13 protein-coding genes and 2 tRNA genes are annotated in these 12,988 nt (G+C 62.5%); 8 read left to right on the top strand and 7 right to left on the bottom strand.

Going from position 1 to position 12,988, the window contains the following annotated elements; all coding sequences use genetic code 11:
• Positions 1 to 344 precede the first annotated feature (344 nt).
• Positions 345 to 418 (bottom strand) — tRNA-Ile (locus AC1DVN_RS09815).
• Between the two features lie 177 nt (positions 419 to 595).
• Between AC1DVN_RS09815 and AC1DVN_RS09820 the strand changes: the two genes are divergently transcribed.
• Entirely contained in the window at positions 596 to 793 is a 198-nt protein-coding gene (locus tag AC1DVN_RS09820) for a hypothetical protein (protein ID WP_003941659.1), read from the top strand.
• Between the two features lie 266 nt (positions 794 to 1,059).
• A complete protein-coding gene (locus AC1DVN_RS09825) occupies positions 1,060 to 1,548 on the top strand; it encodes an HAD-IA family hydrolase (protein WP_477993759.1) in 489 nt (162 codons plus the stop codon).
• Positions 1,549 to 1,655: 107 nt separating this feature from the next.
• Here AC1DVN_RS09825 and AC1DVN_RS09830 read toward each other — a convergent pair.
• Positions 1,656 to 1,728: transfer RNA gene (locus AC1DVN_RS09830), tRNA-Asn, on the bottom strand.
• A gap of 136 nt (positions 1,729 to 1,864) precedes the next feature.
• Here AC1DVN_RS09830 and AC1DVN_RS09835 point away from each other — a divergent pair.
• Entirely contained in the window at positions 1,865 to 2,116 is a 252-nt protein-coding gene (locus AC1DVN_RS09835) for a hypothetical protein (RefSeq protein ID WP_003941570.1), read from the top strand.
• On the opposite strand, the gene dnaG is transcribed toward AC1DVN_RS09835, so the two are convergent.
• Entirely contained in the window at positions 2,021 to 3,991 is a 1,971-nt protein-coding gene (dnaG, locus tag AC1DVN_RS09840) for a DNA primase (protein WP_477993760.1), read from the bottom strand. The two genes, AC1DVN_RS09835 and dnaG, sit on opposite strands and share 96 nt — an antisense overlap.
• An 84-nt stretch (positions 3,992 to 4,075) precedes the next feature.
• Between dnaG and AC1DVN_RS09845 the strand changes: the two genes are divergently transcribed.
• Positions 4,076 to 5,614, top strand: a complete 1,539-nt coding sequence (locus tag AC1DVN_RS09845; RefSeq protein ID WP_477993761.1) for a serine/threonine-protein kinase — start codon at positions 4,076 to 4,078, stop codon at positions 5,612 to 5,614.
• A gap of 13 nt (positions 5,615 to 5,627) precedes the next feature.
• Here the strand turns inward: AC1DVN_RS09845 and AC1DVN_RS09850 are convergent, their stop codons facing one another.
• On the bottom strand, positions 5,628 to 6,926 hold the full coding sequence (locus AC1DVN_RS09850; protein ID WP_019748992.1) for a deoxyguanosinetriphosphate triphosphohydrolase: 1,299 nt from the start codon (positions 6,924 to 6,926) through the stop codon (positions 5,628 to 5,630).
• Between the two features lie 5 nt (positions 6,927 to 6,931).
• The gene (locus AC1DVN_RS09855; RefSeq protein ID WP_007731109.1) at positions 6,932 to 7,621 is read right to left on the bottom strand and encodes a YdcF family protein; all 690 of its coding nucleotides are present in this window, start codon (positions 7,619 to 7,621) and stop codon (positions 6,932 to 6,934) included.
• Between the two features lie 69 nt (positions 7,622 to 7,690).
• Here AC1DVN_RS09855 and AC1DVN_RS09860 point away from each other — a divergent pair, with 69 nt between their 5' ends.
• Positions 7,691 to 9,757, top strand: a complete 2,067-nt coding sequence (locus tag AC1DVN_RS09860; RefSeq protein ID WP_477993762.1) for a TPM domain-containing protein — start codon at positions 7,691 to 7,693, stop codon at positions 9,755 to 9,757.
• Positions 9,758 to 9,856: 99 nt separating this feature from the next.
• Entirely contained in the window at positions 9,857 to 10,594 is a 738-nt protein-coding gene (locus AC1DVN_RS09865) for a polyprenol monophosphomannose synthase (protein ID WP_003944487.1), read from the top strand.
• On the opposite strand, the gene AC1DVN_RS09870 is transcribed toward AC1DVN_RS09865, so the two are convergent.
• The gene (locus AC1DVN_RS09870) at positions 10,569 to 11,375 is read right to left on the bottom strand and encodes a helix-turn-helix domain-containing protein (RefSeq protein WP_477993763.1); all 807 of its coding nucleotides are present in this window, start codon (positions 11,373 to 11,375) and stop codon (positions 10,569 to 10,571) included. The genes AC1DVN_RS09865 and AC1DVN_RS09870 overlap by 26 nt on opposite strands.
• Positions 11,376 to 11,512: 137 nt before the next feature.
• Between AC1DVN_RS09870 and AC1DVN_RS09875 the strand changes: the two genes are divergently transcribed.
• Together AC1DVN_RS09875 and AC1DVN_RS09880 are read left to right on the top strand one after the other, a co-directional pair.
• A complete protein-coding gene (locus AC1DVN_RS09875) occupies positions 11,513 to 11,878 on the top strand; it encodes a nuclear transport factor 2 family protein (RefSeq protein ID WP_477993764.1) in 366 nt (121 codons plus the stop codon).
• Positions 11,879 to 11,926: 48 nt separating this feature from the next.
• A complete protein-coding gene (locus AC1DVN_RS09880) occupies positions 11,927 to 12,388 on the top strand; it encodes a MepB family protein (protein WP_477847009.1) in 462 nt (153 codons plus the stop codon).
• Here AC1DVN_RS09880 and AC1DVN_RS09885 read toward each other — a convergent pair.
• Positions 12,363 to 12,944 (bottom strand): dihydrofolate reductase family protein, encoded by a 582-nt coding sequence (locus tag AC1DVN_RS09885; RefSeq protein WP_019748997.1) that lies wholly within the window; start codon positions 12,942 to 12,944, stop codon positions 12,363 to 12,365. The two genes, AC1DVN_RS09880 and AC1DVN_RS09885, sit on opposite strands and share 26 nt — an antisense overlap.
• Between the last annotated feature and the right edge of the window lie 44 nt (positions 12,945 to 12,988).

Genomic DNA, 12,988 nt, shown 5'->3' on the forward strand with positions numbered 1-12,988 from the left:
TACCTGGATAGGTACCTACTTTTCCTTCGCCTTCCGAGTGGTCGCCATCTCGGTCACGTCCAGAAGCGTTGCACATCCGACACTGTCGGGAAATTGGTCATCTGGATCCGAGACTTTCACCTCATCTGCGATCGACGATCATGATGCGACGATTCGTTGTGTGACCACGAACGCTCGACTCAGACGCAACCGCAGGCGCATTGCCAGGCGATTCAATCCCAACAACGTGTGGGCAACTGTCCTGGTGATTGCACTTTGCGCACTAGTCGCCTTGGCGATCGTCTGCAGCATGATCTTCGACAAAAGTCATTGGGGCTGACCCGCGGGCTCACGGCACCTGAACGTGGGGCGGGCGGGGCTCGAACCCGCGACCAATGGATTATGAGTCCACGGCTCTAACCGACTGAGCTACCGCCCCATCCGGATGCGATGCATCGCGGCGAATCCGAATGTTACCGGCACATCCGACGCGGATCACAATCGGGCAGGCGGTGACGCGTTGCACTCTTTCGAGTCGAGTCTTCCAAGGTTGGTCGGCACAGGCGCGATGAGCCGATACCGTGGGAGTGCACACCCCACGGAACAGGATCACCACATGAAGCTTGCACTGACCGAATTCAAGAACTCGAAGGCCACGATCCGGATCATCATGTCCGACGGCGCGAAGTTGAACGGCACCGTCACCGATTTCACCGAAGACACTCTCGTCCTCAATTCTCCGAATGGTGTCTATTACATCAACCCCAGCCACATCATCCGGCTGTTCGAGCCGTCGGATCGCGCAGCGAAGTAAGCGCTCCCGTCAAACAGTTCGACAGTTCCACCAAAGCCCGACGCAGACACTTGCGTCGGGCTTTGGTGTATCTGTCGCCAATATCTACGCGTCGCGTTCACGGGTGCTGATGACGCCTATCCTCTCCGACATGGCGAACGACAGCGGACCACCTGAACTCGTGTTGTTCGACCTGGGCGGGGTGCTGTGTCGATTCGAGCCTGAACTTCGCGCCGGCAGAACTGGCAGCGGCCATCGGCGTCACTGAAGAAGAGATTCATGCCCTCGTGTTCGCGTCCGGGTTCGACCAGGAATGCGACCTCGGCCTTCACTCCGAAACCGCGATCCTGGAACGCTTTCGACGGCTCGGGTTTCCCGGTGACCGCGACGACCTTCGCCGAGCCTGGGCCAAGGCCTTCATCCCGGACCGCGCAGTCATCGATCTCGCAATCGCGCTTCGAAGCGAGGGCGTCGCGGTCGCCACACTCTCCGACAATGGACCTGTCCTGTTGGCCGCCATCGAAAGTGTTGTAACTCCAGTGGCAATCGACGAGCATGTTTTCTCCTGCATGCTCGGAGCTACCAAACCCGACCCTGCGGCCTTCCTGGCCGCGCTGGAGTTTCTCGATGCGCGTCCACAGCAGACCTTCTTCGTCGACGACAACCCGGTGAACGTCCTCAGCGCTCGACGGCTGGGAATTCGCGCAGAACAAGCAAACAAGGCGGCAGACGTCGAATCGGCACTTCGATCGGTGGGTCTGCTGCGAGCGCGCTAGGTCAGACAAAGACCGCGCTAGGTCAGACAAAGACTTGGTCAGACAAAAACAAGATCAGACAAACAAGAAAGCCCCCCACCCGATTTCTCAGGTGAGGGGCTTTGCTGCTCCCCCGGCTGGACTCGAACCAGCAACCGTCCGATTAACAGTCGGAAGCTCTGCCAATTGAGCTACAGGGGATTGTCTTGCTCGCTTCGCCCGTTCCGGCGTTGCCTGAGAAACTGTAGCGAATCCTCCACCGAAGTACCAAATCGCCTGCCCAGCGAGTCATCAGGCAGGATGGAGTCAGGACGATCGGTGCTGGAGGGAAGCAGGAATGATGCGTTTGTTGATCGGTGTTGCAGCTGGGTACGTCCTGGGAACCAAAGCGGGCCGCGCACGATACGAGCAGATCAGCCGGGCCGCGAAGGCGGTGGCCACTAGTCCGGCCACAAAGAAGGTGTTGGACGCGTCACGGCAGAAGCTGGCCGACTCACTGAGTACTCAGCCCAAGCTCGAGCCGATGAAGCCGATCAACGAGGAGACCACGATTCTGGTCCCCCACGACCAGTTGAAGAAAAACCGCTAGGTCAGACGCTTTGGTCGCCGACAGCCTGCTCACGCAGCTGTACTCCTCGGGGGCCGCAGCAGGTGAAACGCGCTGAAGCTTGGATTTGAGGTCGGCAACCTGCTCGCCCACCCACGCTTCCTGCAGTCGTGCGAGCACTCCGTTGATGTAGCGCGGAACCGTGTCTTCGTCGCACGGCATCGGTTCGACGGCCAGCTCAGATACAACCGAGGCCACCGTCATGTCCTCGACGCCCTTGGTGACGACTTCGATCCACTCGGCGCCACCGAGCCCCTTGCTCGTTCCACCGGCGTCAGCCATTGCCTGTCTGATGACAACGTAGGCGGGGTGGGTGAATGTCTCGGGAGGCAACGAGTCGAAGACACTGCCGGCGATGCCAGGGTGCTGCAATGCGGCCTTGAGGACAGCTCGCTGCGTCGAGAGCGCCGGATCGTTGGGCCGGGGCCTGGAAATTCCGATCGGCAGCGCGAGCGCATCGGCGGCAGGTGCCTCGACAACCTGACGACGCTTGGGCGCCGGCGAAGATCCGCGCGTCGACGCCCGTTTGCGAGCTTCGTCACGCACTCGTCGTCGAACCGACGGAAGATCGTCCCAACCGACCCATCCGCACAACAGATTCGCGTAGCTGTCGCGCAGGGTTGATTCCTTGATCTGCGCAACGACGGGGACGGTGCGACGCAGTGCCTCGACGCGACCTTCAGCGGTCTCCAGATCGTGTTCGGTGAGGATGGACTTCACCACGAACTCGAACATCGGAGTGCGCCGTGCCACGAGGTCGCGAACGGCGGCGTCACCAGACTTCAGACGCAGATCGCACGGGTCCATTCCGTCGGGCGCGACGGCGACGAACGTCTGCCCGGCCATCTTCTGATCACCCTCGAACGCCTTCATCGCAGCGGCCTGCCCTGCGGCATCACCGTCGAAGGTGTAGATGATCTCACCGCGAAAGTAGCTGTCGTCCATCAGGAGTCGGCGGAGCATCGCAAGGTGCTCCTCACCGAAGGCGGTTCCACACGAAGCGACGGCGGTCTTGACGCCGGCCAAGTGCATCGCCATGACGTCGGTGTAGCCCTCGACGACTACTGCCTGGTGTCCCTTGGCGATGTCGCGCTTGGCGAGGTCCAAGCCGAACAGGACCTGAGACTTCTTGTAGAGGATCGTTTCCGGCGTGTTGACGTACTTGCCCGGCATGGTGTCGTCGTCGAAAAGCTTGCGGGCACCGAAGCCGATGACGTCACCGGCGACGCTGCGGATCGGCCACAGAAGACGGCGATGGAACCGGTCGATCGGACCTCGTCGCCCCTCTTTGGACAGCCCGGCTGCTTCGAGTTCCTTGAATTCGAAGCCCTTGGACATCAAGTGTTTTGTGAGAGTGTCCCAACCTTCGGGCGCGTATCCACACCCGAACTGCAGTGCCGCTGCACCGTCGAAGTTTCTCTCGGTGAGGTAGTCGCGCGCCGCCTGGGCATCGGGTTCGCGCAGACGAGCAGCGTAGAACTCCTGAGCCGCCGCGTTTGCCGCGATCAAGCGTGCACGAGTGCCGCGATCGCGCTGAACGGAAGGCCCACCACCCTCGTACGAAATCGTGTAGCTGAGCCGATCCGCCAACTGCTCGACAGCCTCGACAAAGCTGATGTGATCCATCTTCTGCAGGAACGAGTACACGTCCCCGCCCTCACCGCAGCCGAAGCAGTGGTAGAGGCCGTGGTTGGGTCGCACGTGGAACGACGGCGACTTCTCGTCGTGAAAGGGACACAGACCTTTGATCGAATCGCCACCGGCACGCTTGAGTGAAACGTATTCACCGACGATGTCCTCGATGCGAGTGCGTTCGCGAATGGCCGCGATGTCTCTGTCAGAAATTCGGCCCGCCACGTACATCAGTCTAGGCGGTCCCCCGGCACCTCCTGACAACGATATGTTGATGGCCGACTCTGCACCGCAGCGATGGGACCGACGATGACTGAAAACGCCTCGAGCTCGCACGAAGGGCGATCAGGAACCCGATTCGGCGTGTACGAGTTGCGTCGCCTCCTCGGCCGAGGCGGAATGGGGGAAGTGTACGAGGCGTACGACACCTCGAAGGATCGCCTGGTCGCACTCAAGTTGCTCCATCGCGAACTTGCGGCCGACCCGTCATTCCAAGCTCGTTTCCGCCGAGAATCTCGCACCACCGCCGCCTTGAACGAACCGCACGTGATCCCGGTACACGACTGGGGCGAGATCGACGGAGTCCTCTTCATCGACATGCGTTTGGTCGAAGGTCATACGTTGCGCGCCGAGTTGGCCGAATTCGGCCGACTCACGCCTGTACGAGCCGTCGACATCGTCTCGCAAATCGCCTCGGCGTTGGACGCCGCACATGCCCGCGGGCTCATCCATCGCGACGTCAAACCAGACAACATCATTCTCACGAACAACGGCTTCGCCTACCTCGTCGACTTCGGAATCGCATACTCACAGACGGACACGAAGATCACCACCGAGGGAAGCGCAGTCGGTTCCTATGCGTACATGGCGCCGGAGCGGTTCGGAATCGAAACGCCGACGGCCGCAGCGGATGTCTATTCCCTGGCTTGTGTCCTCTACCAATCACTCACCGGAACAACACCTTTCAACACCACAAGCATCGAGCATCTGGTCAATTCGCACCTGAACGCTCCGCCGCCACGCCCCACGCTGACGGTTCCATCGCTCCCGCAAAGTTTTGACGCCATCGTGGCTCGCGGCATGGCAAAGGATCCCGCACACCGCTATCCGACTACGGGAGCGCTCGCACTCCAAGCGCGGCAGGCCCTCTCGACGACCGACACCCCCGGTGCCGCCGGCAAATTGCACCCCACGATCGTCGCGCCGCCCATCTACACCACGGCGAATCCCGCTCACGGGAACTACACGCACATCGCGACAAAGACCAAGCGAAACCGAGCCCCGATCGCGATCGGTGCGGCTGGAGTTGCACTCGTTCTGGCCGCAGGAGGCACGGCGGCCTGGGTGATGCGGGGGAACTCGGGACCCGAATCACCCACCACTGCAGCAGCTTCCATCGCCACGTCGGCACCGGCACCCACTCAGGAGCCGGCCAGAACGCCGAAGCTCGAGCCGCTACCCACCGCCGGACTGCAGGCGACCACGACCACCCGGGCGTCGAACCCGGGCGCGAGAAATGGCGACCTCGGGGTCAGCAAGCCGATCACCGTCCCCTCGTGCAAAGGAACCGGAATCGTGGTGTTGGCCAATGCCACCGATCCGGCAACGTACGCCAGCGAGATCCAGAACTACCTCGACGCGTTCCCCGGCTCGAAATACCTACGCACAGACCAGTCCTGCCCGTCACTGCGTCAAGTCTCCGATTCGGGGACGGCGATCTACACGGTGTATCGCGAATCCGGGAACACCGAGTCGAAGATCTGCAAGGACGTTCGCGCAGCAGGCGGCGACGCTTACGGCAAGTGGCTCGATACCACTACCGACCCGTCGACGCGGATGACCTGCTGAAGGCGTAAGCGGCTCAGCCCCAGCTGGCCTGCGCGCCCAGGCTCGCTTTGTCCACCCGTTCCAGCCGACTCTCCGTGTACGACGCGATCTGATCCACCACTACCCGGACCCGAGCACCGTCGTCCGCGGCGCGTTCCCACGCGGGCAGCAGGATCGGATCGAGCCCGGCCGGCGCAGTTGCCAGCAGCCATTCCGCGACGCGATGAACACGATCACGCTGCCGATCCTGACGCGCCTTGTGTCCGGCGTCGGACATCACGTAGTACAGCGCCACGGTCTTGAGCAACGCCACCTCGGATGCGACGGCCTCGGGTATGTCGAGGTCGGCTTGATACCGCGAGAGGGGTCGGTCACCGTGTGTCAGCCGGGTGCTGGCGATCGCCGCGGTGGCGAAGCGACCCACCAATTCACTCGTGAGATTCTTCAACGCGACGGAACTTCCGAGTGTGCCGTCGAAACTTCCGACCCCGCGTACGACGGGGAGTTCGGACAACCGTTGAGCGGCGTCGATCAGATCGTCGACTACCAATCCCCGAAACTCGGAGGCCCCCAGTTCTGCCAGTGCGCGCTGCTCGGACGGATCGGCAAGCGAGCGAAGGTCGATACGGCCTGCGATCACCCCGTCCTCCACGTCGTGCACGGAATACGCGATGTCGTCGGCCCAGTCCATGACCTGAGCTTCCAGGCATTGCCGACGCTCGGGCGCCCCCTCTCGAACCCAGGCGAGCACCTCTGCGTCGTCGTCGTATGCCCCGAACTTCGCGCCGGGCTGCGGCCGGGTCCAGGGGTACTTGATGGCTGCGTCGAGTGATGCCCTGGTGAGATTGAGGCCGGCACTCAGACCGTCGGGGCGCAGGATCTTGGGTTCGAGGCTGGTCAATATCCGCAGATTCTGCGCGTTGCCCTCGAAACCTCCGCAGTCCTTGGCGACTTCGTCCAGGGCCTTCTCGCCGTTGTGACCGTACGGCGGGTGCCCGATGTCGTGCGCGAGACCGGCGAGGTCCACCAGGTCCGGATCGCAACCGAGTCCGTCGGCGATCCCTCGCCCGATCTGTGCGACCTCCATCGAGTGCGTCAACCGCGTGCGAGGTGTGTCACCGTCGCGCGGGCCGACAACCTGGGTCTTGTCGGCCAAGCGCCGCAAAGCCGCGGAGTGTTGGACACGCGCCCGATCTCGCGAGAAGTCCGAACGATGCTGCGCCGCTGCGATCTGCGAACCCGGCAACCCCGCACGCTTCGGCGCCTCGACGACACGACGTTCGAGGTCGTGTTCGGAGTAGGTGCCGCCTCCGTAGGTGGTGTGAGCTGTCATGGTCTCTATTGCCCTGCCGTGTAGGGGAAGTCTGCGGAGAAGTGCGTGAGCTGATACCAGAGCAGCGCGCCGGTTTCGCGAGCGATTCCGTGCAACTGGGATTCGCGGGTGAAGACAGCCGGGCCCTGACGAGTAGGTGCGGTCCACGCCTGGAGTCCTGTGTCGCGGGCCATCGTCCGCGTTCGCAAGGAGTGCCACGGGTCACTGACCAGGACAGCGGAATTGATTCCCTGCGAGGACATCTCGGCGCTCACCGCGTCGATACTGAGCAGTGTGTCCGAACCGGTCTCCACAGCAGTGATCGCACTCGACGGAATTCCGCGATCGGTCAGATACATCTTTCCCGACGCCGCTTCGGTGTACTCGTCACCTTCTTGTTTACCGCCGACGGTGATGATCTGCGGCGCCACTCCGCGCTTGTACAGCTTGTACGCCTGCTCGAGTCGGGCCTCGAAGACGGACGACGGAGTGCCGGAATACTGAGCCGCGCCCAGAACGACTATCGCGTCGGCCGGCCGCGTGTCGTCGATGCGCGCCACCTGCCACACCCGGAACGCAGTACCCCCGACCAGAACCACGGCCATCAACACGGCACCGGCGATCAGTCGGCGCGTCCAGCGAGCCAATCCTGCCCCGAAGCCGCCCGCCCGTGAGGGTGATGGGTCGTGGGGGCGGTTACCGAAAGCAGGTTTCACTCCCGCAATTCTGCCAGTTCGCGGCGATCACCTCCGATGCCGACGCGCCACAACGGATAGATTTGCGTCATGGCCCTCGCACCACACTTCTCGCAGTTGTCCTCGGTAGAGCAGAGTCGGACAATCACCCGACCCGTTCGCCGTCGGGGAAGCGCCGCCGCCGTCGCTGCGATTTTCGCTTTGCTGGCGCTCGTCTTCAGTCCTGCGCTCGCCTCGGCAGACGCCCCGATGGTGTTGCCGAATCACATCACCGACACCTCCGGGGTTCTCGACGCCGGGCAACGCAGCGACATACAAGCCGCGATCGATCAACTCAGCGAGGACCACCAGATCGATCTGTGGGTCGCGTTCGTCCCCGATTTCAACAACCTGGGTGGCCAGGCGTGGGCACAGCAGACAGCCACGAAGTCGACGCTGAGTACCAAGTCCGTCCTGCTTGCAGTTGCCACGGCGGAGCGTGCTTACTACCTCGACGTCCCCGCTGAGCTGAGCAACATCACCGATTCCGACATCGAATCGATCAATTCCGACGCGGTGGAACCGGCTCTCGCCGAGGATGATTGGACCGGCGCGGCAATTGCCGCAGCTGGAGCACTCGGCGACGCGAACAACACGAGCGGCGGAATGGGAGTCGGAACACTCCTCATCGCGGGCGGCGCTGTGGTGGTCGGGACGGGCGGCGTGGTCCTGTACTCACGTAAGCGCAAGAACGACAAGAACAAGGCAAGCGTCGAAGCCGCGAAGAACATCTCCCCCGACGACATCGCCAGCCTCAACGCACTCCCGCTGCCGACGCTCGACGAACGCGCGAAGGAGATCCTCGTCGAGACGGACAACGCGATCGCCGGCAGCCAGGAGGAGCTCGATCTGGCCCGCAGCGAGTTCGGAGATTCCGCCGTCGCACCCTTCTCGGCAGCATTCGACAAGGCCAAGGCCACCCTCGCCGAAGCCTTCGCGATCAGGCAGCGACTCGACGACGCCATCCCGGAAACTCCCGATCAACGCCGCCAGATGCTGATCGACATCATTTCCTCGTGCGGTCGAGCCGACCAAGAACTCGAAGCTCGCGTCGAGGAGTTCGACGGGCTTCGCGACCTTCTCATCAACGCCCCCGCACGTCTCGATGCGTTGACGCAGAGTGTTGTTTCTCTCAGCGTGCGCTTGCCCGAATCCGAGGCGATTCTGACCAAATTGAAGGATCAGTTCCCCGCGCCGACGCTGGCATCTGTCGTGAACAACGTCACGATGGCCAGCGAACGCCTGACGCTCGCCGAGAAGTCGATCGAGGAAGGCCGCGATGCCACCGCGCTGCCGGCTGGTAAGCAAGGCGCTGCCGTCACCGCGATTCGCACTGCCGAAGCGGCTCTCGATCAGGCACGCAAACTACTCGACGGCGTCGATCACGCCGCCGACGACATCCGAAACGCCATCGCGACTCTTCCGTCCGCGATGGACGACGTCCAGCAGGGCATCACTGCTGCGGACGCTTACCTGGCGCAGGGCGGGCAGAAGTTGGCGGACGCGAAGGCCGCAGCCCAGGCAGCGTTGGCGAATGCTCAGACGTCGAAGGACAGCGATCCGCTGACAGCCTTCAACCAGATCGTCGCGGCCGACGCCCAACTCGACGCGCTGCTTGCCGACGCTCAGGAGCAGAAGCAGCAGCTCGAACGTGCACAGCAGCGCCTTGCCCAGGACATTCTGGCCGCACAGGCTCAGGTGACCGCTGCAGGCGACTTCCTCGGAACCAGGCGCGGCGCGATCGGGGCGGAGGCGCGCACTCGCTACGCAGAGGCTCAGCGGCACCTGCAGGCGGCCCAGCAATTGCAGGCTGCGGATCCGTCCAAGGCACTGCAACACGCCCAGGCCGCGACCACCTTGGCGACGCACTCACTTCGCGCCGCGCAGAACGACGTCAACACCTGGGAAGCAAACCAACGACCCCGCGGTGGCGGCGGAGATGCGACGGGAGCGATCCTCGGCGGCATCCTGATCAACAGCATTCTGCGAGGTGGCGGCGGGCCCCGCTCGTACGGCGGACCAAGCAGCAGTGGACGCTCCGGTCGCGGTGGCGGCGGCGGTGGTTTCGGCGGTGGCGGCGGCGGCCGAACCAGTCGAGGCGGCGGCGGCCGGTTCTGACGGATCCCGTCGAGGTAGTAAAATCCCTACTTTGTTCACGACCGCACTCGTCGTACGCTTCATCCGGCAAGTCGGGATCACAGATCATACGAAGGTGTTATGGAAAGCGTCGCCCCGCAGATAACCGTCGTTGTACCTACATACAACGAGCGTGAGAACCTGCCAAAGCTCGTCGATCGCCTCGCCGCGTTGAAGATCCCGAACCTGCACGTCCTCGTGGTGGATGACAACTCCCCCGACGGCACGGGCGAGGTTGCGGACAAGTTGGGTATCGATGGACCCATCCCGGTCGGAGTGCTTCACCGCACGGTCAAGGACGGACTCGGCCGTGCTTACGTCGCGGGTATGAGCCGGGCTCTGGCGGAGAACGCCGACATCGTCATTCAGATGGACGCGGATCTCTCCCATCCGTCCGAAGCGATCCCCGCCATGATCGAGATCCTCACCACTACCGATGCGGCAGTCGTTCTCGGCTCCCGTTACGTCGAAGGTGGCGCAGTTGCCGGCGACTGGCCGTGGCATCGCAAGGCTTTGTCCGCCTGGGCGAACTTCTACGTCAACGCTATTCTGCGACTGCACGTCAAGGATGCAACTGCAGGCTTCAAGGCGTGGCATGCAAAGACCTTGCGCGACATCGACGTCGAATCGGTGCAGAGCAACGGCTACGCGTTCCAGGTCGAGATGAACTACCGAGTTGTTCAGCGCGGCATGAAGATCGCCGAAACGCCAATCCGCTTCGAGGAACGCACCGAAGGTGTCTCCAAGATGAGCCTCTCGGTTCAGTTGGAGTCCGCTCTGGTGCCGTGGAAGCTCAAGTTCGGCAAGAAGTCTCTCTGACCTGCGCGGCTGATCGAAAATAATCGGCGGTCTGCGTGTCCGACGGGTAGAACGACTCTATCGCGATCTCTGCAAGCGTGACGTCGCGCGGCGTACCGAACACGGTGGTGGTGCTGAACATCGCCAATTCGGTATCGCCCGCGCGTACGCGCAACGGAACCAGCAGGGAATTCGCGCGGTCGTCGTGCCAGTCTCCGCCGCTCGGATAAGTGCGCAACTCGTCGAGCAACGACGCCAACTGCGCATCCGCACTGACCTCCACTTCCCGCGCCAACCTGGCGAGCAGGTGGGTCCGCCACTGCGCGAGGTTCACGATCCGCGGCGCCATGCCCGCGGGATGCAAGCTCAAACGCAATACGTTCACCGGTGGTTCCAGGAGGAATTCAGCGGCCCCCTCGGTCAGGATTCTCACGGCCTGGTTCCCGGCGATCATCTCCCATTGCTGATCGACCACCACGGCCGGATAAGGGTCATGCGCGTCGATGATGCGATCGATGGCCTCGCTCACCGCTGACATCGGCGCTTCCGCCAACGATTTTTGCGAGTACTCCGGCGAGTGGCCACTTGCCAGCAGAAGCGCATTCTGTTGTCGTAGAGGAACATCCAGGCATTCGGACAAGTGAAGGATCATGTCCCGGCTAGGTTTGGAGCGGCCGGTTTCGATGAAGCTCAGGTGCCTGGTCGACACTCCTGCCGCTGCCGAGAGGCCCAACTGAGTGAGCCTTCGCCGCTCCCGCCACCGCTTGAGTTCGGTGCCAACGTCCATCGTCTCGAAGGTCATTCTTTCAAGTTAGCGACCCGAGGTAGCCGAGACCATGACCTCGGAGGTAATCGACCCGAAGCAGTTTCGGAGGAACAGTGGTCTCAGCCGGCGAGACCGCCGGATGTTCACCACCGGAACTGATCAAGGGAGCGACCATGAGCGACTTCGACGCAATCACCGACGCCTATATCGACATGTGGAACGAAACAGATACCACCGCCCGTAGAGCACGGATCGAGCAATTGTTCGCACCCGGCGGCCGCTACACCGATCCGCTCGCGGACGTCACCGGACACGATCAGATCGACGCGATGATCAACGCTGCGCAGCAACAGTTTCCGGGCATGCACTTCACCCTCGTCGGGCCGGTGGACGCGCACCACCGACAGGCTCGATTCGGTTGGGCTCTCGGCCCGGCGGGGGCCGAGTCACTGATCGACGGGTTCGACGTACTCGAACGCGACGACGACGGCCGGGTGACGCTTGTCCTCGGGTTTCTCGACAAGGTACCTACGGCCTGAAGTGCGTCTACAACCGACAGCCTTCGCCACGAAGGCTGTCGGTGGTCCGTGGAATCATCGTTGCCGATGAACGCCGACGGATTTACCTGGTCCACACCGATTCCCGAGTCCGAGGGTGCTGAATACAGCGCTCACACGCTGACCGTCAACGGCCTTCCCTCCGTCTATCGAACCGCCAAGACGACGCCGACCAAGCTCGGTCAGTTCGTCACCCTGTGGCGCCGTTCCGAGGCCGGGCCCATCCGCCCATTCGACACCAGCGACGGCGTCGCGCTGTTTGTGGTGAAGGTCTGCGACGAAGAATATCTGGGTCACTTCGTCTTTCCCACCGAAACTCTCGTCGAACACGACATCGTGTCGACGAACTTCTCGGGCGGCAAGCGCGCTATCCGGGTCTATCCGCCCTGGGTCACGCCGACCAGTGTGCAAGCCGTCAGAACCCAGCGCTGGCAGAAGCAGCATTTCGGCGAGTTCCCTGATGTATTCAACTCACCTGATACGTCGCGATGATGACGCCTGTTGTCGTAGGAACACTTTCGGTGAGGGTAAACTGAGCGAGTGCAGCACCGTCGGGGAACAATCTGCGCCCGGTTCCGAGAACCAGCGGATGAATCAGCAGAGTGTAGGTGTCGACGAGACGCCGTTCGGCCAATGACGTGATCAGGTCGCCACTGCCCAGAATCACCAGATCCGGGCCATCGCTTTCCTTCAGCGCGGCGACCGCGTCGGCGGCATCGCCTTTCAACACAGTCGAGTTCTTCCACGGCAGCGGTTCACCCAAAGTCCTTGACGCGACGTACTTCTGCGTGTTGTCGAGCACCTCGGTAAACGGATTGTCCGTCTGAAACGGCCAGTACGAGGCGAAGTTCTCATAGGTTCGGCGTCCGAAGAGCAACTCTGATTTCTTCGCCATCCCCTCCCCCATTTTCTGTGCCATGACGGAATCGTTGAAGGGTGCCGCCCATCCACCGTGCTCGAATCCGCCACGACGATCTTCGTCCGGCCCGCCAGGTGCCTGCATGACACCGTCGAGAGTCACGCTGTTGGTCACGCTGAGTTTTCTCATAGCTTCGATCCTGCGCCTGAAGATCCACCATGGAAAGAGAAAAC

It is taken from the genome of Rhodococcus sp. P4_E4, from assembly GCF_056401575.1.

Bases quoted from the DNA above. Each gene is read 5' to 3' on its own strand.
- AC1DVN_RS09850 (WP_019748992.1), bottom strand. From the start codon at position 6,926: ATGACAGCTCACACCACCTACGGAGGCGGCACCTACTCCGAACACGAC.
- AC1DVN_RS09860 (WP_477993762.1), top strand. From the start codon at position 7,691: ATGGCCCTCGCACCACACTTCTCGCAGTTGTCCTCGGTAGAGCAGAGT.
- AC1DVN_RS09845 (WP_477993761.1), top strand. From the start codon at position 4,076: ATGACTGAAAACGCCTCGAGCTCGCACGAAGGGCGATCAGGAACCCGA.
- AC1DVN_RS09875 (WP_477993764.1), top strand. From the start codon at position 11,513: ATGAGCGACTTCGACGCAATCACCGACGCCTATATCGACATGTGGAAC.
- AC1DVN_RS09885 (WP_019748997.1), bottom strand. From the start codon at position 12,944: ATGAGAAAACTCAGCGTGACCAACAGCGTGACTCTCGACGGTGTCATG.
- AC1DVN_RS09870 (WP_477993763.1), bottom strand. From the start codon at position 11,375: ATGACCTTCGAGACGATGGACGTTGGCACCGAACTCAAGCGGTGGCGG.
- AC1DVN_RS09820 (WP_003941659.1), top strand. From the start codon at position 596: ATGAAGCTTGCACTGACCGAATTCAAGAACTCGAAGGCCACGATCCGG.
- AC1DVN_RS09865 (WP_003944487.1), top strand. From the start codon at position 9,857: ATGGAAAGCGTCGCCCCGCAGATAACCGTCGTTGTACCTACATACAAC.
- AC1DVN_RS09835 (WP_003941570.1), top strand. From the start codon at position 1,865: ATGATGCGTTTGTTGATCGGTGTTGCAGCTGGGTACGTCCTGGGAACC.